Annotated in this window: 19 protein-coding genes; 13 read left to right on the top strand and 6 right to left on the bottom strand. The window is 36.0% G+C overall.

All coding sequences use genetic code 11. The features are described from left to right. On the top strand, positions 1-368 hold a 368-nt coding region (locus tag RHTP_RS01565), incomplete at its 5' end, for a transposase (protein ID WP_171005696.1). An 84-nt stretch (positions 369-452) separates the two neighbouring features. Here RHTP_RS01565 and RHTP_RS01560 read toward each other — a convergent pair. Both RHTP_RS01560 and RHTP_RS01555 read right to left on the bottom strand, forming a co-directional pair. Continuing rightward, positions 453-1,037 (bottom strand): type IV toxin-antitoxin system AbiEi family antitoxin domain-containing protein, encoded by a 585-nt coding sequence (locus tag RHTP_RS01560; protein WP_256360123.1) that lies wholly within the window; start codon positions 1,035-1,037, stop codon positions 453-455. 148 nt (positions 1,038-1,185) lie between these two features. Continuing rightward, positions 1,186-3,885, bottom strand: coding sequence for a leucine-rich repeat domain-containing protein (locus tag RHTP_RS01555; protein ID WP_138106358.1), 2,700 nt, complete (start codon positions 3,883-3,885; stop codon positions 1,186-1,188). Between the two features lie 430 nt (positions 3,886-4,315). Here RHTP_RS01555 and RHTP_RS01550 point away from each other — a divergent pair, with 430 nt between their 5' ends. Continuing rightward, positions 4,316-5,737, top strand: a complete 1,422-nt coding sequence (locus RHTP_RS01550) for a protein kinase domain-containing protein (RefSeq protein WP_138106355.1) — start codon at positions 4,316-4,318, stop codon at positions 5,735-5,737. Positions 5,738-5,741: 4 nt separating this feature from the next. Here RHTP_RS01550 and cydB read toward each other — a convergent pair whose 3' ends face one another. Both cydB and RHTP_RS01540 read right to left on the bottom strand, forming a co-directional pair. Then, positions 5,742-6,767 (bottom strand): cytochrome d ubiquinol oxidase subunit II, encoded by a 1,026-nt coding sequence (gene cydB, locus RHTP_RS01545; protein ID WP_138106353.1) that lies wholly within the window; start codon positions 6,765-6,767, stop codon positions 5,742-5,744. Between the two features lie 3 nt (positions 6,768-6,770). Continuing rightward, a complete protein-coding gene (locus RHTP_RS01540) occupies positions 6,771-8,144 on the bottom strand; it encodes a cytochrome ubiquinol oxidase subunit I (RefSeq protein ID WP_138106351.1) in 1,374 nt (457 codons plus the stop codon). Between the two features lie 182 nt (positions 8,145-8,326). Here RHTP_RS01540 and RHTP_RS01535 point away from each other — a divergent pair, with 182 nt between their 5' ends. The 7 genes from RHTP_RS01535 to RHTP_RS01505 all read left to right on the top strand — a co-directional run bounded on the left by RHTP_RS01535 (position 8,327) and on the right by RHTP_RS01505 (position 14,994). Continuing rightward, positions 8,327-9,133 carry a diadenylate cyclase gene (locus tag RHTP_RS01535; RefSeq protein WP_212742842.1) on the top strand — a complete coding sequence of 269 codons (807 nt, stop codon included), beginning with the start codon at positions 8,327-8,329 and terminating at the stop codon, positions 9,131-9,133. Then, on the top strand, positions 9,130-10,392 hold the full coding sequence (locus tag RHTP_RS01530) for a YbbR-like domain-containing protein (RefSeq protein ID WP_138106349.1): 1,263 nt from the start codon (positions 9,130-9,132) through the stop codon (positions 10,390-10,392). The genes RHTP_RS01535 and RHTP_RS01530 overlap by 4 nt, the downstream gene beginning before the upstream one ends. Before the next feature lie 3 nt (positions 10,393-10,395). Continuing rightward, entirely contained in the window at positions 10,396-11,541 is a 1,146-nt protein-coding gene (locus tag RHTP_RS01525; RefSeq protein WP_138106347.1) for a glycosyltransferase family 4 protein, read from the top strand. 67 nt (positions 11,542-11,608) lie between these two features. Further along, a complete protein-coding gene (locus tag RHTP_RS01520; protein ID WP_138106345.1) occupies positions 11,609-12,574 on the top strand; it encodes a hypothetical protein in 966 nt (321 codons plus the stop codon). Between the two features lie 58 nt (positions 12,575-12,632). Continuing rightward, positions 12,633-13,889, top strand: coding sequence for an LpxL/LpxP family acyltransferase (locus tag RHTP_RS01515; protein WP_138106343.1), 1,257 nt, complete (start codon positions 12,633-12,635; stop codon positions 13,887-13,889). Then, the gene (locus RHTP_RS01510; RefSeq protein WP_138106341.1) at positions 13,879-14,592 is read left to right on the top strand and encodes an RsmE family RNA methyltransferase; all 714 of its coding nucleotides are present in this window, start codon (positions 13,879-13,881) and stop codon (positions 14,590-14,592) included. Before RHTP_RS01515 ends, RHTP_RS01510 begins: the two co-directional genes overlap by 11 nt. Before the next feature lie 69 nt (positions 14,593-14,661). Next, positions 14,662-14,994, top strand: coding sequence for a hypothetical protein (locus RHTP_RS01505; protein ID WP_138106339.1), 333 nt, complete (start codon positions 14,662-14,664; stop codon positions 14,992-14,994). 6 nt (positions 14,995-15,000) lie between these two features. Here RHTP_RS01505 and pyk read toward each other — a convergent pair whose 3' ends face one another. Next, a complete protein-coding gene (gene pyk, locus RHTP_RS01500) occupies positions 15,001-16,437 on the bottom strand; it encodes a pyruvate kinase (protein ID WP_138106337.1) in 1,437 nt (478 codons plus the stop codon). A gap of 76 nt (positions 16,438-16,513) precedes the next feature. On the opposite strand from pyk, the gene uvrA reads away from it, so the two are divergent. The 4 genes from uvrA to RHTP_RS01480 all read left to right on the top strand — a co-directional run bounded on the left by uvrA (position 16,514) and on the right by RHTP_RS01480 (position 23,908). Continuing rightward, positions 16,514-22,159, top strand: coding sequence for an excinuclease ABC subunit UvrA (uvrA, locus tag RHTP_RS01495; RefSeq protein WP_138106335.1), 5,646 nt, complete (start codon positions 16,514-16,516; stop codon positions 22,157-22,159). Positions 22,160-22,315: 156 nt separating this feature from the next. Further along, the gene (locus tag RHTP_RS01490) at positions 22,316-22,978 is read left to right on the top strand and encodes a hypothetical protein (protein WP_138106333.1); all 663 of its coding nucleotides are present in this window, start codon (positions 22,316-22,318) and stop codon (positions 22,976-22,978) included. A gap of 119 nt (positions 22,979-23,097) precedes the next feature. Further along, positions 23,098-23,382, top strand: a complete 285-nt coding sequence (locus tag RHTP_RS01485; RefSeq protein WP_138106331.1) for a hypothetical protein — start codon at positions 23,098-23,100, stop codon at positions 23,380-23,382. Between the two features lie 157 nt (positions 23,383-23,539). Beyond that, the gene (locus RHTP_RS01480) at positions 23,540-23,908 is read left to right on the top strand and encodes a UbiA prenyltransferase family protein (protein ID WP_138106329.1); all 369 of its coding nucleotides are present in this window, start codon (positions 23,540-23,542) and stop codon (positions 23,906-23,908) included. On the opposite strand, the gene trpS is transcribed toward RHTP_RS01480, so the two are convergent. After that, on the bottom strand, positions 23,875-24,900 hold the full coding sequence (gene trpS / locus RHTP_RS01475) for a tryptophan--tRNA ligase (RefSeq protein ID WP_138106326.1): 1,026 nt from the start codon (positions 24,898-24,900) through the stop codon (positions 23,875-23,877). The genes RHTP_RS01480 and trpS overlap by 34 nt on opposite strands. Between the last annotated feature and the right edge of the window lie 18 nt (positions 24,901-24,918).

Raw genomic sequence — 24,918 nt, 5'->3', positions numbered from 1 at the left:
CCATTGTTGCAGATTATATAAATGCGCAATCTACCATTAGCTTATTTCAGAAATTAGAAGAGCAATATCCCCATGCAGAACGCATTATAGCGATATGTGATAATGCAAGTTATTATAGGTCAAAACTGGTTTCTGAGCATCTCAACAACTCTAGAATAGAAATCAAGTTCTTACCCCCTTATTCTCCAAATCTTAATCTGATTGAACGACTTTGGCGATTCATGAATCGCAAAGTTCGAAATAATCAATATTATGAAAAATTCGTAGAATTCAAGAAAGCAACTCTTAGTTTTTTTGAAAATATTTCCACTTTCAAAGAGGAATTAAAAAGTCTCCTCTCTAAAAAATTTCATATTGTAAATCCTTAATTCTAAATCTCTAGAGTATATTACCTAATCTGCTATCAAAAATTTTTAGTTAAATCGCCCTGCTTCTTCGGCTTTTCTATTGCTTTATCCACTAACAATTGTTTCCATAATTGGTTTTAAAATCTTTTCAACATGAAATAATTTAGCGTATTCAAAAAGCTTATCTAGATTCGTTTTTCTACTTTTCCAGTACATTTTTAAGGCTTCAAGAACGATATCCATCCCGATTTTATTGCGAAATTTAACACAATCAATAAGGGTTTTTTCAATATCGAAAATCTTAATGATGCATCCATCGATCGTGTATTTCTGAACTCCTGTTGTTAATAACCTTTCAGAATACCAAAAATAACGCATAGGGGGATAAGCAATCTTGGGTTTATGGGCATGGCTTGACAAAGCAACATAAACAAAATGAGGAATTTGAGTAGTGATTTCATGAAATGCCAAAGCAGAGATGAGGCAGATAACTCCACCTTGGATTTTTTTAGATACTGGAATAAAGTCAGGCAAGGAAGGCTCTGGAAGCTCAATTAGTCTATATAAACCTCTACTAATAACTTCCAAATCCCCTCTATCTCGCAGCAAATAAAGTTCTCTACGATGCATACCAAGGTCTATAGCCTCTGACATGGTAAGAACCCCCCCCCGCTTTTCGAAAAACTGCAATGCTATTTTTTAATTTTGATTTTTTTTTCATGGTACAAAAACGCGGACAATTTCATCTATATCCGTAATATTGTACCAAATTGTCTAAATGTCAAGAAAAAATCATGGACTCTAAAAAAAAAGAATTAACCCTTTATCGGCAAGGATTTTATAGAGATTTTTTTGTTAATTCTTTTAATTTTTGATCAAACCTGGTTTTGAGAATTGCTTTATTCTCTCTGGTAAGATCCGTTAAGCTATCTGCAGCATGTTTCTTTTGATTTTCCATAGATGCAAATTGTTTAGGGTATTTTAATTCAAGACTCTCTTTCCATTTATCGTTATTGATAAGAAATTCAAAATAGGCTTCTTGATCTGAGAGTTTGTTTAAAATCTGTTTAGCTTCTTCTAAATCTTCTTGTTTTAGTGCACTACAGATGAAATAGAGCATATCTTGAACATCTACAAGATTTTTCTCTTTTATAAGGTTATTTAAAAAGCCAAGATCTGTTTCCATTTTGTCAAAAATGGGAAAAGTTGGGACTTTATTACGAGCAAGTTGCCCTAGCATATTGACAATCCATACGTCTTTAAGAAAACCAGCTAATTCTTTCATGCCTTTATAAGCAATTGTTGAGAGCTTATAAGCAAGATCTAAATTCAGAATAGATATCTCTAGTTTTTTAGACACAGATTCCTCCGTAGAGATCTCTATCTGATCTTTTACATTTTTGAATGGTTCCTCAATAAGAGCATAAAATGTATGTATAAATTCATCATCTTCATTAGCACGTTCTAAATAACTGATGATTTTCTGAGCAAAAGCCTGCTTATCCCTCTGGGAGATCTTAAGCTCAGGATTAGAAACCAAATCTAACCAATAAGTCAATTCTTGCGTTCTTTGAAGATGGGGTAATTCCATGGGATTTTTATGAATTAGGCCATATAGATACGCTAAGGATTTTTCGATAGGTTTTGTTGCTATATTAGAAAAATTAATAGAAGGACCTTTATGAGATTCCTGAATAGCACGCAATTCCAATAGCTCATTTCTAAAGAGTTTACACCCTGTTAATTCAATCTCACAATTTTTTGAAAGCCTTGCTATTTTTTTAATAGGAAGAGAGCGCAAATCAAGATTAAAGCCGAGATTCAATACTTCTAAATTCTGCAAATTGCTAATTCCTTTAAGCAATGCTATAATTTTATTATTACTAACATTGAATTCTTTTAAGTTTTCTAATTTAGCAAGTGTATAAGTTAGAGTTTTTAGATTATTATAGCTAACATTTAGCTTTATTAATTTATGTAAAAGACCCATTGTATGCGGCAGATTTTCGATATCATTATAACTAAGGTTTAGCTCTATTAAGCCTACAAGTTTTCCTATCTCATCAGGGAGCGTTTCAATATAGTTATGGCTAAAGTTTAGCTCTTTTAACATCAACATTTTACCAATGTTTCTCGACAATGTTTTTTTAAGCTGGTTGTGACTTAAATCTATTTTTTCTAGATTTGCGAGTTTATCTATTTTTTTAGGCAATTCTGTAAGAGCATTATGACTAAGATTTAACCATTGTAGCATGGGTAGTCGCTTAAGCTTAAGATCAGCTTGCAGGTTTTCAAGAGGAAAGGCCTTTAGCTGATTATGACTTAGGTTTAGCCATTCTAGTTCCTGTAACCACTTAAGTGTAGAAGGCAACTCTATAAGCTTATTATGGCTAATATCTAGTGTTTTAAGTAGTTTGCTAAGATTATTAATTAAATAAGCAATCTGATTATAGCTAAGATTAAGGTTTCTTAATTTTTGTAAATGCCCAAATGAGGAAGGTAATCTTGCCAGTTTATTATGACTAAGATTTAACCATTCTAGTTCTTTTGCATCCCCAATTTCACTAGGTAATTCTTTAAGATTGTTCTCTGCAAGGTTAAGCCATTTTAGAGCTTGAAATTTGATCGGTTTGCCTGTTAGATCTTTTACAATCTCTGCAGGAGTAGGATTTGGGTTTTTAAGCTTTAAGGATTCTAGACTATTCTTTCTAAGATTTAGTCTCTCTAAAGCGGGCAGATCAGCAATTGTATGAGGAATGGCTTTAAGCTGATTATCTTCAAGATCTAGCCATTCTAATAGGAGAAGCTTGCCCATTTCTTTAGGTAAGCTCTCAAGCTTATTATGTGGGAGATTTAACGTTTTCAGATGGATTAATCCACCTATTTCTTCAGGCAGATTTGTAAGTTTATTATCATTAAGAACTAGCCATTCTAATAGGAGAAGTTCACCTATTTCTTTGGATAAGTGCTCAAGTTGGTTATGTCGAAGATCCAGCATTTTTAAATTACGCAATTTACCGATTTCTTTAGGTAAAATGAGTAGTTGATTCTTATAAACTTTTAACCATTGTAGTCCTTTTAAATGACCAATCGTACTAGGCAAAGCTTTAAGCTGATTATTCTCAAGAAATAATTCTTTCAATTTGCAGAAACAAGGGTTATTAAAAATATCAGGTAATGAAGTTAAGCCTAATTTAGACAAATCTAAGTAAGTACTTTGGCTATCTATAAAAAATAAAATTCGCTTTTTGGCTCTAACTCGATTCTCCCCTAATGGAGCCTCTTTTACCCATTGGTCTAAAGCTCTTTCTAATGAGTTTTTACCTAAGCTGGAGCTTGAAGCAACTCGATTTGTTTTAGCTGTAGTTGGCGTCTGAACTTTATCCCAAACATGTACCGCTTTTTGTATGGCTATATAAGAACCAACCACGGTCGGAAGAGCTATAATAGCCAATGCAACCCAAGCTAAGGATTGCATTACCTTTGAGAATACTATTTGCTGATAGAGGTTTTTACCATGATCGATACTTATTTTCATATAAACCTTATTTATATAATTAATTACAATTAGTATAATTATTAATTGTTTATATTTAATAAATTAGATTTTTATAATTTTATAATAAAAAATAAGGTTTTTTTGTCTTAACAATCTATTATAGAAAGAGATATAGATTTTTAAAGTAAATTTTAACTTGTTAAAAAATGACTTAAGCATTTCTTTGTCAATGAGCAAACTTATCCGTTAGATTTTTGTATTTAGGCAAAGCTGCTAAACATGTATGTCTTTGATTTTAAATTGATTACATAAAAAAATCAAATCGAACAGACCTTGTCTAATAACATTGGAAATATTAATAGCAAGAGGAGGATCCTTTTTATATATTAAAAAGAGGCTAATGTTTAATTGATATTAACATTTAACTGTTAACATATAACTTACTTAAAAAATTAAATATAGGTTTTTAATGTCTTGTTATATAGATACTATTAATATTGAAAAAACAACAGCTTCAGAAACATACAATAAATCACCTGGAAAGATGGAATTATCTGCTGGTTCAAAAAAGAACCGTTTGAAATTTGAATTACTATCAAATGATATCCCTAATCAAACAGCAAATGTATATGTCGAAGTTATTGGCGATGATTTTCTTGGGCGCAGTAAGTCTTTTATCTTATCTACAATGCCCTTTAAATTCCTCAAAACTACACATAAAGGAAAAATAATCTATATTAATATTAATAGCCTTTCAAACAGACTAGGCATTAAGGTTGAAAAAATCTGTTCAGATGAAGCTTTTAATGCAGCGCTTAAAAAGCAGTTTGAAATAGTTCGCGAAACTGAAAAGAAAATAGACGCGTTTTTTCAAGAAATAAAAACAAGATATACAGAGGATGGTAATGATTTAAAAACCGTTAATGGTGAACCCATAATATCAAAAACTGATTTTCGTAAGCTGCTTGGGTTAACAGCATTTTCTAAATTTACTTCCAAACAAAAACAAGAAGCTAGTTACTCACTAAAAGATGGAAACATACTTTTTTTAAAAAAGCAAGAAGATCAAGAATGGCCTTTATTAACACTATTTACAAAGGATGTTCTAGGAGAAGGGGCCTGTGGGAAAGTATTAACTGTCCAAGAATTATCTATGGGTAGACTATCTGTAGCAAAAGTAGCTTATGATTCTGAGCTTCATGAAGATATCAAAAACGAGAGCATCATTTTAAATAAGATTTTTACTGATAGCAATCCAGTTGGGATTCAACAAAAACCTTATTCTTTATTTAATTTTAAAGACATAAATTATCGTGGATACATAGCACCAAAATATGATTGCTCTCTCTCTAGTGTAATACGAAGATTAAAGCCAGATGAAAAAATAGAGTCTGTTAGACAGCTTCTTAAAGGGCTACAAGAATTGGAAAATCAGCAAATTATCCATGGAGATATTAAAGAGGCAAATTGTCTATTTCGGAGAAAGAGCAATGGTTCTATAGAATGCGTTATTGCAGATTTTGGAGGGGCCGTTGATCTATCAAAAAAAGCTAAATGGCCAGACACCGGTACCCCTTTTTATGAGTCAGACGAAGATCATATAGCATATCGTTCTTTGCGTAGAAAATTACGCTCTGAAAAAATAACTGATGCAAGAAATGAAATTAATACATGCCTAAAAAACCTCCTTCTACGTAAAGATATTTACGCTATGGGTATTGTGCTAGGAAACCTATTAGGCTCTTATATCAAGAAAGAAAGCTCTAAAGAGCTAAGCTCCCTTATAGACCAAATGCTGGAAACCTCTTGGGAAAAACGTATTAGCGCCACAGAAGCTTTGGTAGAGTTTGAAAAAATCTTTCCCTGCCTAAATTCAACTGAAGCTGTTTAAACTTTTAATAACTTGAAGACTCAATCTTAACCTTTCCTCTAAAAACGCGATAAATCATAGCGCTATAACAAAAGACAAAGGGAAGCCCAATAGCTACAATAATCAACAATACGGTAAGATTTAACTCTGAACCAGAAGCGTTTAAGAAATTAAGACTTAAAAGATCTGGCTCTATTAAAGAGCGTACAAGGTTGGGAAATGTGCCTATTCCAAAAACAACAAGCATAAGCATAATCCCTAAACAGGAAAAAAGAAAGGCTTGGAAGTCTTTTTTTAGGGCAAATAACCTGGGTACATTGAGAATAGCTAATAAGGCAGCTATTGGAACAAGAGAAAGCCATCTATACTCTTTAATACGTTCTACCATGTGAGGCATAAACATCCAGGTAGAAAGCGTTGTGATAAAATAGGTAATGACAAATAAGAGGATGCAGCGTTTAACCCAAATGCGTAATCGCTCATGCAACACCCCTTCTGTTTTCATAGTTAAATAGATAGAGCCGTGCATAATAAATAGCGTTGTAGTAAATAATCCAATCAAAACAGGGTAAGGACGGAAAAATAAACCAAAGTTTCCTACAAAGTTGCCTTCTTGATCCAGAGGAACGCCCTGGATTAAATTACCCAATCCAAGACCTAAAATAAACCCAATGATAAAACTGGCAACTGAAAAGGTAATATCCCAAACTTTGCGCCACAATAAAGAAGCTTGCTTGCTACGAAACTCAATAGCTACTGCGCGGAAAATAAGCCCACAAAGAAAAATCATAATGAGATTATAAAAGCCTGATAACAAGGTAGCATACACGGGAGGAAATCCGGCAAGCAAACCACCGGCTACAATGACAAGCCACACCTCATTCCCATCCCAAACAGGGCCTATAGCATTTAAAAAAATACGTCTATCTTGATCTGTTTTTGTAAATAAATGCAGCATTCCAGTTCCTAAATCAAAACCGTCTAAAGCAACATAAAAAATGATGGCAATACCTATTACAAGATACCAGGTAAAGCTAAGGGTGAACTCCATTTTTTAAACCTCTTTCTCAAAAGGATTACGGTATACTAGATCCTGCTGTATTGGTAAAACATCTTCTTCTGGGCCGTGTTGTATCTTGTGATTAAGCAGATAAATAAATAGAGTAAACAACAAGGCATAAATCACTAAAAACATCATAATCGAAAAAAAGACCTGACTTTTATGAATATTGGTTGAAATACCATCCACTGTTTTAAGAATTCCATAGACAACCCATGGCTGTCTTCCAACTTCTGCTGTCATCCAGCCACTAAAATTGGCAATCTGAGGAAATATAACAGAAGCCACTAAGCCACGTAAAATCCATTTAGAATGCATGAGTTTTTTACGTCTGTATTGAATACAGGCTAAAATGGTGAGCAAAGCCATTAGAGACCACATCGCAATCATCATATGGTAAGATTGAAAAACCACTTGAATAGGAGGTCTTTCGTCTTCTGGTATTTGATCAAACCCAGTAACTGGTGTATTAAAATCATGAAAGACCAAAAAGCTCAAAAGGCCTGGTATTTTAATTCCTCTTACCTTCTTTGCCACATCATCGGTCCAACCTAGTAGAGCAATTGGGGTCCTAGGCTCTGTTACATAGATCCCTTCCATAGCTGCTAGTTTTGAAGGCTGGTTCTTTGCAACTCCTCTTGCTGTGCTATCTGCTGAAATGAGTTGCAGGATGAGAACAATGGCTGCTGCGATTAAAGATATACGCAAAGTGGCTTTTGTAAATAAAGTATGTCGTTTCTTTAAATAATAATAACTACTCACACTCAAAATGCAAAAGATCCCTGCTAACCAACAACCTAAAATGACATGAATTAAGCGATCTACGCTTGAAGGATTAAAGACCATTTCCCAAAAATTATGAATGATAGCGCGCGCTTGTCTACCTTCACCTGAGATGATATGCCCAGCGGGCGTTTGCATCCAAGAGTTGGCTACAACAATCCAAATAGCGCTAAAATGCGCACCACAGGCTACGCAAATGGTGGCAAAATAGTGAAATTTAGGAGTGCATCTTTCCCAGCCAAATAGCATAACTCCTAAAAAGCCCGCCTCTAAAAAGAAAGCAAAAATCCCTTCTGCTCCCAAAGCACTTCCAAATACATCTCCTACAAAACGTGAATAATTAGCCCAATTTGTACCAAACCCAAACAACTGCACAAGTCCTGTTGCTACACCAAGAGCAAATGTTAAAGCAAAAATTTTTGTCCAAAACTTTGCAATTTGTTGATAAAGAATATTTCTTGTTTTTAAATAAAAACCTTCAAAAATCACAAGCATTAACCCTATACCAATACTTAAAGGAGGGTAAATATAGTGAAATGCACTTGTTAGCCCGAATTGAATTCGAGACAACATAACAACATCCATGAAGCTCTCTTCTTAAGTTTAAAAAATGAATAGTTCTTGATCCTAACAACATCGCGAAAAAAACTCAAAGCGAAGATCAGCGAAGATCATTTAAATTAAAAAATATTCTTCTTTCTAGCTACCTTTTCTGTTATAGTTTGCCTGGGTTCAAACTATATCAAATAACTCCTAAGATGTAAAAAATGAGTGCGATTTTTCACAGTTTTACTTCCCTCTTTGAAATTCTAGTAATCACTGTGGTGATTAACTATTTACTTATGTTTTTCTGGAACACACGTTCCATGGATGTGGTATTAGGATTATTAGCTATTTTATTCGCTTTTGCCTTTGCTTCTTGGTTAAATTTCCCAATACTACATAGAATTATAGGATTGTTAAGCAACACAGCATTATTGGGGTTATTAATCATCTTTCAGCCGGAAATGCGTGTAGCGTTATCTAAACTTAGCCCCAAGGGACGTCGTTACAAAGAGGTAACAGAATTTGATAAATTCTTAGACCATTTAGGAACTTCTGTGTATCGTCTTGCAGAAAAAAGACTCGGAGCTCTTATTCTATTAGAAAACGAAGACTCTCTAGATGATTTTGCTAGTAAAGCCATACAACTCAATGCAACCTTTTCTTCCGAGCTACTAGAATCTATTTTCGATACGACAACCCCTCTGCACGATGGTGCGGTTATTATTCGCAATACAACTATTCTTGCAGCTTCCGTAATTCTGCCTCTTGCTGAAGATAGCCTGCAACTCACCAGGTCCATGGGCACACGACATAGAGCAGCTTTAGGAGCGAGTCAATTGACAGATGCTGTGATTATCATTATATCCGAAGAAGCTGGCAGAGTTTCTATTGCTCGTGATGGAGTAATGACACCTGGTGTAAAAATTGATAGGTTTAAAGGGATTATCCGCAGCATTTTCACACCTCCTGCTCCTATGAATACAAATTTTAAATCTAAACTAAACTTTAGAAGTTGGTTCCAGAAATGAACGCTGTAATCTCCAAAATATTCTCTAATTGGCCTAGAAAATTTGTAGCCTTAATTTTAGCAATTATTATCTGGCTTATTGTGAACCAAACACTGATTAGCACACGCACTATTAATAATGTGCCTATTCGCATCATTAATCTACCTCCAGGGAAAACATTGGAGGGAATCCAGACAAACGGACACCTTGTTAAAAAACTCAATCTGACAGTCACTGGCAATAAAACCATTATTGAGGAGCTAAGCTCTTATGATTTGGAAGTTATATTGGATGCAGCGGATAAACCAGATGAGTTCATGGGCATAATATCTAAAAAAAGCTTGTCCTCGCTAAATCCTGAAATTGATCTATCTAAGGGGATTAAGCGCGTTCAATATCCTAGCTTTATTGTACGGATGACTAACTTAGTAACAGAACAAATTCCTATTATTATCACTAAACCTGTAGGAGAAGCTCCGCGTGGCTATCAGTTCTTAGATGTTTGGCCTTATCGCTTACTTCTTACAGTACAAGGTCCTGAAGATACTTTAAAACGACTCAAGGAAAAAGAGTTAAGGCTCACCTTAAATCTCAATGAGATTAAAAAGTCACAACTTGATGCTCTAGATCACGATGAACAAGAAATCATCAGTTTTTTTGTCCCTGATTATTGGAAACAGATTAGAGTACCTTCTTTAGGTGATGCTCCTATCTCTATCGATGATCCAAAAGCAAAATTACTTAGAATTGATTTTATTCGTTCTCGTTTTTCTCCTCTTAATCATCCTATTCCTGTATCTTTATTCTTCCCTATTGAAACTTTAAGCAAATTAAACCCTGACACAATCCAATTAGCTGAATCTAGTTTGCTGAAAAAAATACACGGACAAGGCGTCATTCAGATCCCTCTTTTGCTTAATGGTGTTGGGCCTCGCTTTTTAAATCTTGTAGAAAAAAAACTACAAATTGAAATTATCGTTATACCACAGGCCAAGCAAGAAATTCTTTCTTGGAATTTACAGCTGGTTAATCCCAGACAATTAGAGGACCAATACGTGCAAGCTTTTAACGGAGAGCTAGTTGATCCAGATATTTTGCTACTAGCTCCTATATTAAGAGAGGAGTATTTAAGAAATCGATTCCGTAGTTATGTAAATCGCCTACAGTTATTCAAAGTAGATGAAACAAAGCTAAACTTATCTGTTTCCCTGAAAAAAAACTTAATTACTATCGAAGAAATGGATTCTTCTGTTAGCATAACCACATCTTCTAAATTGTAATAAATGAAACACCGAATTACCCTTTTAAAAAGCAGCCTTACACAAACAGGTGGACTAGAAAAATACACTTGGCAGATAGCTCAAAGCTTTTGCCAAAAAAAGTTTCCTGTAACTCTATTAACAACAGGAACTTCTCATCCTCCCTTTGAATCAGATTATCTTAATATTGTTTCTTTTCCTATTGACTATCGATTAAGTGTTTTAAATCTACTGCAATTTAATCGTTGCTGCGCGCAATACATAAAAAAGCATCCTACACCGATTATTTTTGGATTAGATCGCAATCAATTCCAAACGCATATTCGTGCAGGAAATGGAGTGCATGCAGCCTATTTAAACTACCGAGCACAAGAAGAGGGCATATACAAAAAACTTAGCTTCTTTTTTAATCCTCTACATCAAATGACTTTGCAGTTGGAAAAAAAAGCCTTTGAGCACCCCGAATTACAGATTTTATTTACTAATTCACACCTTGTAAAACAAGAAGTGCTTTCCTACTATGATATTGCTCCAGAAAAAATACAAGTTGTGCATAACGGAGTAGAATGGACTGTCCTAGAGCCTCATTTTCAAAGTTGGCATCAAAAAAAACAAGCTATCCTTCAAGACTTAAAACTTCCTTCTTCTTGCTACCACTTCTTATTTATTGGAAATAATTATCGCCGTAAAGGCTTATCTAAGTTACTACAAGCTCTTTCTTTGATAAGCAATCAGAACTTTCATTTAAGCGTGATTGGAAAAGAATATCATTTAATAGACTTTCAGCAACAAGTATCGGCATTAAATCTAGAATCTAAAGTTACCTTCTTTGGACCTAGAAATGACACTTATCAATTCTATCAATATGCTGATTCTTTAGTTATCCCCTCTTTTTATGATCCTTTTGCCAATGTTACAGTGGAAGCTCTTGCCATGGGTTTGTTTGTGGTATCCTCAGCGCGTAATGGCGGCTCAGAAATTCTATCTCCCTCTACTGGAACGGTAATTGAGTCTTTAGAAGATATATCCTCATTTGCCCAAGCTCTACACATAGCTCTTTCTCATCCCAAAACAGAAAAAAGCGCAATCGCTATTCGCGAATCTGTAAAAAGCTTTGATTTTTCTCATCAACTAGATCGCATGGTTGAATCAATCTTAATAAATAATTAAACTGAGCTAAAAACACTCTTTAAGGGTGTTATTACTTTTCAATAATATATTTATAGGGAAAATTGCCATGCCATTTAGACTTACATTTTCTTGCACCCAAAGTCTTATGAATCCTGTAAGCCCCAATACACAAAAAGACTCTTTAGAAGATCGAGTATGCGCTTTATTCTCTATTGTTTCTTTGTTAGTAGACGCAAGCTTTCATTTATTTGCAGCAACCTATAAGGGTTTTGGTTGGACAGCATTTCAAATTTCTCGTAAAAACCCACCTGACTACTATAAAGAAGCTTACTCTCATTTCATAAAAGCGCTGTGTTGTGCTTCTATGATACCTGTTGGCTCTTTAGCTGGGTTCATATGCCCTAGTGTGTTTCAACAAAAACTACAAGGGTATTTGGGTTGGAAAGCTTCTTTAATAGATGCCTCCGAAACAACAGAAAATAATCAAACGCTAGAAGAAGAACTACAATCGAAAAATGAAGAAATCAAAAGACTAAAACTGCAAGTAGCTTCTCTTAAAGAGCTTACTGTTTCAACTAACATGGTTAATCCAGGTTCTTCTTTTAGAAAAAATATAATATCTTTAGATTCGGAGGATGATGTATTTTTAGATGCTACAGAGGAAACTAGTGATTTAAACGAACCGCTAGAAGAAGAACTACAATCGAAAAATGAAGAGATTGAAAGACTAAAATCACAAATAAATCTTCTTAACAAGATCCTTTCTCCACTAGAAACCCTCCATCCTTATAATCAGGTTCTTGTTATACAGAAAACTTTTAATAAATCAATTACAGATACACCTGTTATTTACGAGTACTTATCAGATCAAGTTAAGAAAGAAATTAATGATGCATTTCAACCTAAGCTTAATATGAGCTTTCCTCAGTATTGTGCTCAGATAAACCCAGATGTCGACTCAGCATCTGATATTTTTATAGGCTTATTAAGTAAGCACACTTTTTGGTCTTGCACAAGTCCTAAAGAGACTTCAATAAGCGCAGTCATTAATACTTTATTTGGATTTGTCTAAGAACTATGAGAATAACTTGCCTATTCATATATTAGCCTTAATCTGTTATACATAAAGTATGTTCTCTGATCGTTTGGTATATTTTAGTATTTTAGTATTCACTTGGCCTTTGCGCTGGTTGTCATATCGAAGTATTCATAAGATAGGTTCTTTTCTAGGAGCCTGTCTTTTCTATGGGTCTTCTAAGTTCCGCAAGCGTGCATTGAGTAATTTGAGCCTAGCTAGTAGTTTGCATCTTTCTAAGAAGGAAGTGATTTCTGTAGCTAAGCGCTCTATACAAAATGTGATGATCACCTGTTTAGAATACCCTAAGCTCTCTATAGAAAAAAACATCCATCATCTTGTGCAGTGCGAAAATCCACAGCAGGTAGAAGATCTGTACAAAACTGGAATCTCTCCGATCTTTTTTTGTGGACATCAAGCAAACTGGGAACTTTTTTTTCTAGAAGGAACAAAACGTATGCGGGGTGTTGCTATAGGAAGACCGATAAAAAATCAGTTTCTTTATAACTGGGCACTTAAAATCAGGCAAAAATACGGTGGCAAGATTATCCATCCAAGAGAAGCGGTAAGAGAAGGATTAAAAGCTTTAAGAACAGGGTCTTTTCTGGGAATTGTTGGTGATCAAGGCATGCCAGAGAGTGGTTTGTGTTCTTCTTTTTTGGGCAGAAAAGCCTGGACATCTCCTATACCTGCATTGCTATCTTATCGAACAGGATCACCTCTTGTTGTAGCAACTATGAAACGTCAAAAAACAGGTTATCGCATTCGGTATTCCGAACCTATTTGGCCTAATCGAGAAGCTCCTGCTCATCAAGAAATAGAGAGAATGATGCTGCAAGCTTTATCTATACTAGAGACCAGCATTATGGAAAAACCAGACCAATGGCTTTGGTTACATAATCGCTGGAAACAACAAACCTTAAAAAGAATAAAGGGAAAGTTTCGTTTTGACTCTATTTGTATAATTTTGCCTCAAGAAAGATCTTTATTTGAAAAAATAGCCTCTGATTTGATAGCTTTTCGCGAAGTGTATCCGCATGAAACCATTACGCTTAAAGTTCCTAAAAACTACTCTGTACAAATCAAAGATATGCAAATAGAGTATTATGAAAAAGAAGAGGATCTCTTGCAGAGCAACTTCTGCTACAAATTGATCTATAACTTTTCTTCTTGCCATAAGCTATATCGTTACTTTTTAAAGCTAGCTACTTTTCAGATTATCTCTTTAGAGCAATTGTATCGCTTAGGAAACACGCAGGATGATGAGCCTTTTTCTCAGGTTTTAAAAAGGGCGGTTTTGCGTGCCCCATAACCGATTCTTTTTGGAATCTTCTTTTCAAAAAGCAGACATCTTATCTGTTACTGGCAAAGAATTACATCATCTTAATGTGGGTCGTATTCGCTTAAAAGAGGAAATTAAACTGGTAAACGGAAAAAGACAACTGGCTACTGGATGTGTTGTACAAATAGAAAAAACGCGCGTGCAAATAGAGATATTATCAGTAATAATAGAAGACATTAAGCCAAGCATTATTATAGCCCAAGGAATTGCTAAGATGAACCATCTAGAATGGATCATTGAAAAAGCAACAGAGCTGAATGCAACAGAATTTTGGCTTTTTCCTGCGGTGCTTAGTGAGAAAAAAGGGATTTCTGACCAACAATTACATCGTTTACAAGCTCTTTCTATTGCAGCTCTTAAACAATGTGGTAGACTCGATCTTCCTAGTATAGAAATAAAACCTCCCCTTAACCAGTGGCAGCAGACAAAAGCCCTTATGTTATTTGGTGACCCTTCTATGCAAAATCCTTATCTGTGGGAAATTCCTAAAAATAAGTTCCTCTCTCCTATTATTTTCTGTATTGGGCCAGAAAAAGGGTTATCTGATCGGGAAAAATCTTATTTAATCTCACATTTATACGCTAAACCCGTACGTCTTCATCCAAATATTCTAAGAACAGAAACAGCTAGCTTAGTAGCACTTAGTTTAATACAATCTAAAATAGAAATATAATTAACAGTAAACCATTGAATTATTTATATAGTAAATGTAGGATGAAATTATAAACTAAGGAGTATGCGTATGAGCGCTTTTCAACCTTCCTCAGGAGCTCATCCTCTTTTTATCAAAGAGGCTGAAAAATTAAAGGCAAAAGTCGATTCTTTAATTTCTAAGATTCAACAAGATGAACACTTTAGCCCCAGCCGCGAAGAAATAGGAAAGCACGCAAAAACCTTGATTGATTTAATGAACCAATATCATGATCAAATCCACAATCATGAAAATTTTCTCAAAGCAGCCTTAATCGACCTAACTGCCATTCCAGAAATGGCACCCCAAATGCAAAAGCTTTCTTTTTTAACCTCTTTAAAAGAAGCTTCTAAAGAATTGCAGCTATTTCTTAAGTGTTACTAACCAGAGCTATGATGAGCCACCGATAGTCTCTACAATCATGGTATTAGTCGTTCTACTAATCCCAAAAGGATCTCCTGCTACTACTACCACCAAATCTCCTAACTGTACAATTCCTTGGCTCAAAGCAAAGTTGCTTATTTGGATAAAAGCCTCTTGGATATTTTTTTGTTCAGAAGATAGAGCAGGGGTAACGCCCCATTCAAGAGCTAATTGATGATATACTTTACTATGGGGGGTCAAAGCAATAATGGGAATTTCTGGGCGAAGGCGAGACAAGGCGCGTGCAGAAAATCCACTGTTGGTAAAAACAAAAATCCCCTTTGCATGAGAACTATAAGCTGTCTTAACTGAGGCTAGAGCAACAGAGTTTGTTATGGCTATATCCTTAAAACCCATTGCTGAATCATTAGCAAATAATTGCCGATAATTAAAATCTTTTTCAGTCTCTTCTGCGATCTCTTTCATCATCTGTACTACTTGAATAGGATATTTTCCAGCAGCGGTCTCACCCGATAACATCACAGCAGATGTACTATCATAGATTGCATTAGCTACATCTGATACTTCAGCACGTGTTGGCAGTGGGCTTGCAATCATTGATTCTAACATTTGAGTTGCAGTAATAACGGGCTTCCCTGCTTGGCGACACTTGCGAATCATCATTTTCTGTAATCGAGGTACTTGATTTAAAGGCAGCTCTACTCCTAAATCTCCTCTTGCCACCATGATCCCATCTGCTACTTCTAAAATGGCATCAAAATTTTGTATACCTAAACTATTTTCTATTTTAGCAATGACAAGAATCTCAGGTTTTTTCTGACTCATTAATAAACGCTTGATTTCTAAAACATGTTCAGCAGAACGAATAAAAGAAGCCGCAATCAGATCAATATCTAATTTGCAGCCAAATAGAATATCTTTGACATCTTGCTTTGTCATAGAAGGCAGATCGATATGAATTCCCGGGACATTTACACCCTTATAAGAGCGAATGATCCCATTATTCTCTATTTCAACTAAAACCCCTTTCTTGGAGATTTCTATAACTTTGGTTAGTATATAGCCATCATCAAATAAAACTTGAGCCCCTATTTGAAGAGAATCGAGCACAAAAGAAGGCTGGATAGATATGCCATTAGCATCTCCTAGTACTTCTTCTTTGGTAATTAAAATTTTTTGTTTAGAAAAGACTTCTAAACAATGATTTTTAATTACCCCTAAACGGATTTCAGGCCCTTTAGTATCCAGCATAATGGCAAGAGGAACTGCTTTCTCCTTACGAGCCTTTTTTAGCATTTCAATGGTTTCTTGATGCTCTTTAGAGGTTCCATGGCTAAAATTTAAGCGAGCTACGTTCATCCCTGCATCGATAAGCTGTAAAATTTTTTCATAGCTTCTAACAGAGGGGCCAATCGTGCAAATAATTTTTGTCTTTCTTAACATGTGCTATAGATTATTGTTTAATGGTGTCTAAAGGGATTATGATACTTAATGCAAGTATTTCGAAAAAAGGGAAATAATGTATTATTTGTTTTCTATGCGCCAGATTATTTTAAAAAAAGTAGCCGTTCACAACTTAAAAGAAGTAAATCTTACTTTAAATCATAACCAGCTGATTGCATTTACAGGTGTATCAGGGTCAGGCAAATCCTCGCTAGCCTTTTCTGCAATTTATGTAGAAGGACAAAGGCGTTATCTACAATCTCTTTCTACTTATGCTAGACGCCACTTAGGAGATTTGCCAAAACCAAAGGCAGAAAGTATAGAGGGAATATCCCCTACTGTGGCTATTGAACAAAAAACAGCTGGTCGCAATCCGAGATCCACAGTAGGAACAATCACGCAAATCTATGACTATCTGCGTGTTCTCTTTGCACGGGTTGGCATTGCTCATTGCCCTATTAGCAAGCAGGTAGTAACACCTCAAAGCATGAGTCAAATTACACGTCGTATCCAAAAACTTAAAGCGGGTACTAAAATTCTGATTTTAGCTCCCTATGCTTCCAATAAAAAAGCAGAATTCAAAGAAGATTTTAAAGAGCTTTTACGTAAAGGATTTACCAAAGTACTTCTAGATGGAAAAGTGGTTAACCTAACAGAAGAGATTGCTATTGATGGAAAAGTAGCACACAACGTAGATCTCATCATTGATCGGCTGGCTCTTGATCCAGATGAAGAAAAAAGACTTCTTGAATCCATTTCTCAAGCGCTAGAAGCAGGCCTTGGCGTCATGCGTATCATTCTTGTCGACACACAAGAAGAGCTGCTTTTTTCAGAACATGCTTTTTCTTCAGAATCTGGTTTATCTTATGCTCCTTTAGAACCCTCTGATTTTTCTTTTAATCATCCTAAAGGGATGTGTCCAAGATGTCTAGGATTAGGAAGAATAGAGGATTTTGATTTGGAGAAAATTATTAATCCCAACCTATCTATTAAAGAGGATTGCTGCACAGTTGCAGGCTCCTATAATACGGTACGCTGGGGCAATATTTACGATAATTTAGCTCGTATTTATGGCTTTAATGTAAGTACCCCTTGGAAAGATCTTTCTGATAAAGCCAAACAAGTATTTCTGTATGGAATAGAGCAAAAATGGACACGAATGAAATTTGTCCATCCGATAAAGAAAACGCGCTGGACGGAATATGTGCATTTTAAAGGCGTGTTAGCTGATGCAAAAGAGCGTTATACAAAAGCTCAAAATGATATCTATCTCTTAAAAATACAAGAGTTGCTTGTTAATTCTCTTTGTCCTAGTTGCTTAGGCGATCGCATTAAGCCTTATCCAGCAGCAGCTACTATTGGGAGTAAAAGAATCGCGGAAATTACCCATTTATCCATTCATGATGCTTATACTTTTTTTGAGAATCTTATTCTTACTGATGAAGAACAAATCATTGCAGAAGAACTTTTAAAAGAAATCAAGCAACGTCTTGCCTTTTTAAAAGGAGTAGGTTTGCATTATCTTAGCCTTGAGCGCAGCGCTCCTACTTTATCTGGAGGAGAGACACAACGTGTGCGTTTGGCTACACAAATTGGATCAGGACTTGTAGGCGCCACTTATGTACTCGATGAGCCTTCGGTGGGCTTGCATCCACAAGACAACATCCGGCTACTACATACTTTAAGAAAACTCCAAGAGCTAGGCAATACTGTGATTGTTGTAGAGCACGATGAAGAGACCATTCGTGCAGCGGATACTATTGTCGACGTAGGCCCAAGGGCAGGAAAAGAAGGAGGTGAGATTATCTCTTGTGGCTCTCTTGAAGATTTACTGAATAACCCTTCCTCTATTACTGGGGCTTATCTCTCTGGTAAATTAAAAATTCCTATTCCTAAACGACGCACAAGTACTTCTTTTTTAACTATAGAAGAAGCTTCTCATCACAATCTACAACAAGTTACCGTTAAAATTCCTTTGCATTTGCTCGTCGCTATTACAGGGGTATCGGGATCGGGTAAGTCCTCTTTAATTACAGACACCCTTTATCCCATACTCGCTAATGCTCTTCATCATGCAAAACTACCTATTGGAGCTTATAAAAACATAGAGGGCATAGAAAAAATTGATAAAGTGATCGCGATTGACCAAACTCCTATTGGGAGAACCCCCAGATCAAACCCCGCTACTTTTATTAAACTCTTTGACTATATTCGCGATCTATACAGTCAGCTTCCTCAAAGTATTGCGCAAGGTTATACAGCAGGTCGCTTTAGTTTCAATGTCAAAGAAGGCTCTTGTATGCATTGCCATGGCATGGGGATGATTAAAGTCGATATGGATTTTATGGAAGATGAATGGGTAGAGTGTACGGTTTGCGAGGGGAAAAGATTTGATGAAAACACTCTATCAATCACTTACAAAGGAAAAACGATCTACGATGTTTTAGAAATGACTATTGCAGAAGCGTCTGTATTCTTTTCCTCTATTCCTCATATCCATCAAAAATTAGACATGTTGCATCAAGTAGGGCTTGAATATCTAAAATTAGGCCAAGCTTCGCCTACTCTATCAGGTGGTGAAGCACAGCGGATTAAGTTGGCTAAAGAGCTTTCTCGTTCCAGTAGAGGACACACTATGTACATTTTAGATGAGCCCACAACGGGGCTACATTTTTATGACATTGATAAGCTACTTCAAGTATTACAAAAACTCGTTAACAAAGGTCATAGTGTTTTAGTAATCGAGCATAACATCGACCTAATTAAAACAGCAGACTGGGTTATCGAATTAGGACCAGAAGGAGGAGAAAAAGGAGGTAAAGTCATTGCTTCTACAACCCCTGAAAAGATGGCTAAGATGCATACTCCTACTGCTTTTTTTATCAAACAAGCATTAAAGTCTCTACCTTTGCTACCACCTGCTTCTATCATAGAACCAGATCAACAAAACCAGTTAATTACCGTTATAAAAGCTTCTCAGAACAACTTGAAAGAAATAGATGTTTCTATTCCTAGAAATAAAATTACTCTCTGCACAGGTCCTTCTGGTTCAGGGAAATCTTCCTTAGCTTTTGAAACGCTCTACGCAGAAGGACAAAGGCGCTATATTGAATCTCTCTCTCCTTATGCTCGGCAGTTTGTCAAACAAATGCCCAAGCCTAAAGTAGAGTCTATTGAAAACCTCTCCGCTGCCATTGCAATTGAACAAAAAAATCATGCAGGTAACCCTAGATCTACTATCGGTACCATGACGGAAATCTATGATTTTTTACGCATTCTCTATGCTCACTTAGGTATTCCTCACTGTCCTGAGACAAAAGAACAAATCCGCACCATTAGCAAACAATATGTGTTAAAAAATCTCACTCAATTACCTCTACATACTAAAATACAGGTTCTCTCTCCCATAGAGCTAAAGCGCTCTGAGAGCTTTACCGATCTTACTAAACGTCTGCAGAAATTAGGCTACTTGCGTATTCGTTTAGATAGCACCTATTTTACCTTAGATGATCCTATTCCTTTTGATCCTAATCACAGACATCAATTATTCCTGGTCATTGATCGTCTGCAGATAGAGTCTCAAATAGAACAGCGCTTACTTGATGCGATTGAAAAAGCTTCTGATCTTTCTAAAGGATCTCTTGTCATAGCTTTGGAAGATCGGGATTTGTTTTTCAATCTCTCTTTTGCAGTCCCAAGTACCGGCAAGTCCTATCCTCCTATTACCCCACACACCTTTTCCTTCAATACAGAACAAGGAATGTGTTTAGAATGCCATGGCTTAGGATTTCAGTATGGAGCTGATCTTTGTAGATTTCCAGAAGTAATGAAACTCTCTTCCTATGAACTCATCTGCATTTTTTGGAAAGAAGAAGCCTCTAAATACTGCCTTAAAGTTTTTTATAAATTAATAAAAAAACAGAGAATCGATCCTGATCAACCCATTCAATCTCTTCTGCCAGAGCAGATTCATTTTCTTTTTAACGGAGCTAAAGAAACTATTTCTTTAGATCATTTAGAATTACAGTGGCTAGGATTTAATCCTATACTTGCCAACTTAGCAAAATTAGGAGATCCTCATACTAAACAAATCCTCTCTGCCCTACTCAATCAAAGCACCTGCTTTGCTTGCCAAGGCACAAGATTAAACCCTCTTGCTCGTCATGTGACCATTAAGCAGATATCGATTGCAGAGCTGTGTCGTTTTCCTATCGATCAAGCCATACAGTTTGTAAGTACTCTAACAGCTGATGTTGAATTCATGCAGGATGTTCTAGATCAAATTACCCAGCGTTTGAAACTTTTACAAATGATCGGCCTTGGATATCTCTCTTTGGAACGCAGCGCCCCTACTCTCTCTGGCGGAGAAACCCAACGCATTCGATTAGCTAGACAAATTGGCAGCGGTTTAACAGGCTGTCTTTATGTATTAGATGAACCAACTATTGGGCTACACCCCTACGACAATGAAAAACTCAACCGAGCTCTTCTGCATCTTTGTGAGCTAGGCAATACCCTTGTTTTAGTAGAGCATGATCCGCTTACGATTCAACTTGCTGATTACGTATTGGATTTTGGGCCAAAAGCAGGAAAAGAAGGCGGTAAAATTATCGCACAAGGCACTCTGCAAGAAATTAAAGATAACCCCCATTCTCTAACCGGGGCTTATTTAACAGGAAAAAAGAAAATCCCTCTTCCCTCTCGTCGAAAACCTTCTTGCTTTATCAAGATAAAAAATGCGCACCTACACAATCTAAAAAAGATCACCACACAAATTCCTCTACACGTTTGGACCTGTCTTTCAGGAGTATCGGGATCTGGTAAATCCACTCTATTAACAGAGTTGATCTATCCTGCTGCTTTAGAAGCTATCCGTACAAAAAAATCGGAGTTTACTTACTCAAACACACACTTTAGCAATCTAGCTGTCGATAAGGTCCTTATGCTCGATCAGAATCCCATTGGCCAAACTAATCGCTCTGATATTACTACCTATGTGGATTTACTCACCTCTCTTCGCTTGTTTTTCTCTGCACTTCCAGAAGCTAAAAGACGAGGTCTTGTTCCTAAAAATTTTAGCTTTAATCATCCCAAAGGAATGTGTACAACCTGCCAAGGGCACGGAACCAGACGTATTTCCCTACAATTTTTACCCGATGTATCCATCGTTTGTGAATCATGTAAAGGTTTCCGCCTAAATGCCCTTAGCCTTACTGTAACCTATAAAGGCCAACACTTAGGACATATTCTACACATGACAGTAGAACAAGCTCTCTCTTTCCTTCCCCCCATCCCTAAAGTTATACGCATTTTACAAACCCTACAAACAGTAGGTCTTGGTTACCTAGCTCTTGGTCAAGAAATAGCCACCCTCTCTGGTGGAGAGGCTCAACGCTTGCGTCTTAGCAGAGAGCTGTCCAAATCCACACGAGCTCATACTCTCTATTTATTAGATGAACCCTCCGTTGGTCTACACGCAGATGACATCGCTAAACTTGTTCCCATCTTCCAAAAACTAGTCGATAAAGGCCACACGGTAATTATGATCGAGCACAATCTCGATTTACTCTCTTCTGCAGATTACTTAATTGATCTAGGTCCGGGTAGTGGTTTAAATGGAGGAGAGATTATGGCAAAGGGCACTCCCGAAGAAGTAGCAAAAAGTCCTAAATCAAGAACCGCGCCGTATTTGAAAGAGCATTTAGCCTTTCTTAAAAAGTAAACCTCTAATTTCTTTTTCAATTGCACCTGGATTTTTATATCCCACTAGTTCATAAGTGAACAAAATCAATTTACTTTAATAACAAAATTAAAAATATAAATTTGTATAAACAATTAAATTAATATTAATTCATTATTATAAAATTGGAGTGATATCATGACAGTTAATACAAGCAACTCAGCAAGCGCGCCTACTACTAGTAATCGATTAGGTGATCAGAAAATTTCTCCTATCTTAGAAGAGGCTACAGCTGAGAAGACTTCAGATGTTGCTCTTAGTACTCTGCAACAATCTCTCCCAGACTTAAGCCTTGTTTTACAAAAGCAAGATCAATTTTCTACTGAATTAAAGCAACTTTCCCTGAAATTAAGTCTTATTTTACAAAAGCTCGATAGAAATAAACAGCCCATCGTTTCTCTTTGTCCACCACCACCACCGCCGCCCCCTTCTTTCTCTATAATTAACCTTTCTGCTCAAACCACAACAACTCTTACATCAGAAATGCAATTAGCTAAGCCCATGGGAAATCTTCGCCGAAGCCAATCCCTGCGCATAAAAACCAGTAAAGAACCAATTGCAACAGAACGGCAAATAGCGGAAGGTTTAAAGAATTTACGTAGCTCTAAGAATGGTAATGAAACTAATACAACCCCTTTATTAGACATAAAACCAATCCCATTAACTGAAAACTTTTCCCAATCTCAACTCAAGTGTGTAGAAAAGAAACAAGATGAAAATGAAAAACCTGAAACAGAAGAAGCCATGTCAGTTGCTGCAATAAGGAAAAAATTTAAAGATCTATCAGGCAAATTAAATTAGTACTCATTTTAATGAGTTGTTTAATTTAAACATTAATTAATTTTTAAATAAAAAATATTTTTAGAAACTAAAAAATCCTATAATAATAAAAATGCATAAACAAATAGGAAAATCATTATATGTCTATACCTGTTACATCAAATAATATGCCTAACCTCCTAGATAACTTACATAAAATAACTGAAGATTTACAGCAGTGTAATCTACATCAAGAACCACAGCTTAAACTACATTATGCTAATACCTCTTATCTTTCCAAAAGCGAAGCAATTCAACAACTAGAGGACAACTCCCCTCCTAAACCACGTCATGCTAAAATTACTTACTATGAAGGAATAGTTAGTAGAAATATAGAAATCTTCCAGAAATACATAGATCAGAGACATCAAAATCTCTTCTTATAAAAAAAATTACGAGAAGCTCTATCTAATAATGATCTAAATTGTTATTTAAAATGATTAATACAAGTAGTGATTATAATTTATCGCTACTTGTTTAGAATTAATTAAAGTTTGAAATAAAAACGACTTTCTTTTTAGAGTGAAGAAAAAGGAAAAAATCATGCATCATGCTCTTGTTTCTAGAAGACGCGCTAAGGTATTCTCTGTAGCTTTATTTTTGATTGGGCTGGCTATCATCAGTTACTTACATACTTGGTGGCCTGCTATTATGTTAGTGATTGGACTACCCTTGGCTTTTAGACAATATTTACTGGGACGCTTCTATGACATGGTGATTACCCTCTTTGTTTTTGTGGGAGTCTTTATCACCGTACAATTTGATATATGGGAAGTTTTACTACCTGTCTTATTTGCTACAGGTGGGATCTACTTGTTGTTTCGCGAGTTCATGGAAGGCAAAGAAGAAACCCTTGCTGAAGAGGAAGAAGACCTCAATCATGAGCTGGAAGAAGATGATGAGGAAAAGTAATCTAACCCCATTGCTTGACGCGCTTCTATAAGGGTTTGATGCGCAACTTGATTAGCCCTATCTGTACCTCTTTTGAGCATATTCATCACTTCATGAGGATCTTGTGCGTAATGCTCTCGTCTTTTGCGGATGGGTTCTAGAAAAGCTTGTAGGACTTCGTTTAAGCGTTTTTTAACCACTGCATCCCCTAAACCTCCTTTACGATATTTTTGTTTAAGATCTTCTAAAAAAGGGAGATCTACATCAAAGCAATCAAGGTAGGTAAAAACAGGACTTGCTTCTACATTGCCTGGATCCTCTACTCGGAGATGGTTGGGATCGCTATACATGCCCTTTACTTTTTTTGCAATGAGCTCGGGAGCATCGGATAAGAAGATGGCGTTGTTCAGCGATTTACTCATTTTTTCTTTACCATCAAGGCCCGGTAGGCGAGATATTTTCGTAGTAAGCGCTTTGCAGCTAATGAGTACATTTGTATTGTAGGCGTGGTTAAAATGGCGTACAATCTCATTGGTTTGCTCAATCATCGGAAGCTGATCTTCTCCAACCGGGACTAGATTTGCTTTAAAAGCTGTGATATCCGCTGCTTGGCTAACCGGATATACCATAAATCCAGCAGGGATACTTTTTTCATAGCCTTTTTGTAAAATTTCTCTTTTGACGGTGGGGTTGTGTTTCAGACGATTCCAAGTAACAAGATTTAAAAAATAAGAGGTAAGCTCAAATAAAGAAGGTATTAATGACTGAATAAAGATAGTGGTTTTCTCAGGATCTATGCCTATAGCAAGATAATCTAGAGCCACTTGTAAAATATTTTCTCGTACTTTTTTAGGATCTTTTGCATGATCGGTTAATGCTTGTGCATCTGCAATCATCACAAACTGCTTACAAGTTTCTTGCAGATCTAGTCGGCTTTTTAGAGACCCTACATAATGACCGATGTGCAAAGGTCCTGTTGGTCGATCCCCTGTTAGTACAATTTGTTTACTCAAAAGCTTAACTCCTGTCAT

This window comes from Candidatus Rhabdochlamydia sp. T3358, from assembly GCF_901000775.1.
Classification (GTDB): Bacteria; Chlamydiota; Chlamydiia; order Chlamydiales; family Rhabdochlamydiaceae; genus Rhabdochlamydia.
Note: the sequence above shows the minus strand (reverse complement) of the source record. Positions and strands in the feature narration are given on the sequence as shown.

Bases quoted from the DNA above. Each gene is read 5' to 3' on its own strand.
- RHTP_RS01550 (WP_138106355.1), top strand. From the start codon at position 4,316: ATGTCTTGTTATATAGATACTATTAATATTGAAAAAACAACAGCTTCA.
- RHTP_RS01515 (WP_138106343.1), top strand. From the start codon at position 12,633: ATGTTCTCTGATCGTTTGGTATATTTTAGTATTTTAGTATTCACTTGG.
- RHTP_RS01555 (WP_138106358.1), bottom strand. From the start codon at position 3,885: ATGAAAATAAGTATCGATCATGGTAAAAACCTCTATCAGCAAATAGTA.
- RHTP_RS01505 (WP_138106339.1), top strand. From the start codon at position 14,662: ATGAGCGCTTTTCAACCTTCCTCAGGAGCTCATCCTCTTTTTATCAAA.
- RHTP_RS01525 (WP_138106347.1), top strand. From the start codon at position 10,396: ATGAAACACCGAATTACCCTTTTAAAAAGCAGCCTTACACAAACAGGT.
- RHTP_RS01485 (WP_138106331.1), top strand. From the start codon at position 23,098: ATGTCTATACCTGTTACATCAAATAATATGCCTAACCTCCTAGATAAC.
- RHTP_RS01540 (WP_138106351.1), bottom strand. From the start codon at position 8,144: ATGGATGTTGTTATGTTGTCTCGAATTCAATTCGGGCTAACAAGTGCA.
- pyk (WP_138106337.1), bottom strand. From the start codon at position 16,437: ATGTTAAGAAAGACAAAAATTATTTGCACGATTGGCCCCTCTGTTAGA.
- RHTP_RS01520 (WP_138106345.1), top strand. From the start codon at position 11,609: ATGCCATTTAGACTTACATTTTCTTGCACCCAAAGTCTTATGAATCCT.
- RHTP_RS01490 (WP_138106333.1), top strand. From the start codon at position 22,316: ATGACAGTTAATACAAGCAACTCAGCAAGCGCGCCTACTACTAGTAAT.
- RHTP_RS01530 (WP_138106349.1), top strand. From the start codon at position 9,130: ATGAACGCTGTAATCTCCAAAATATTCTCTAATTGGCCTAGAAAATTT.
- RHTP_RS01480 (WP_138106329.1), top strand. From the start codon at position 23,540: ATGCATCATGCTCTTGTTTCTAGAAGACGCGCTAAGGTATTCTCTGTA.
- uvrA (WP_138106335.1), top strand. From the start codon at position 16,514: ATGTATTATTTGTTTTCTATGCGCCAGATTATTTTAAAAAAAGTAGCC.
- RHTP_RS01535 (WP_212742842.1), top strand. From the start codon at position 8,327: ATGAGTGCGATTTTTCACAGTTTTACTTCCCTCTTTGAAATTCTAGTA.
- cydB (WP_138106353.1), bottom strand. From the start codon at position 6,767: ATGGAGTTCACCCTTAGCTTTACCTGGTATCTTGTAATAGGTATTGCC.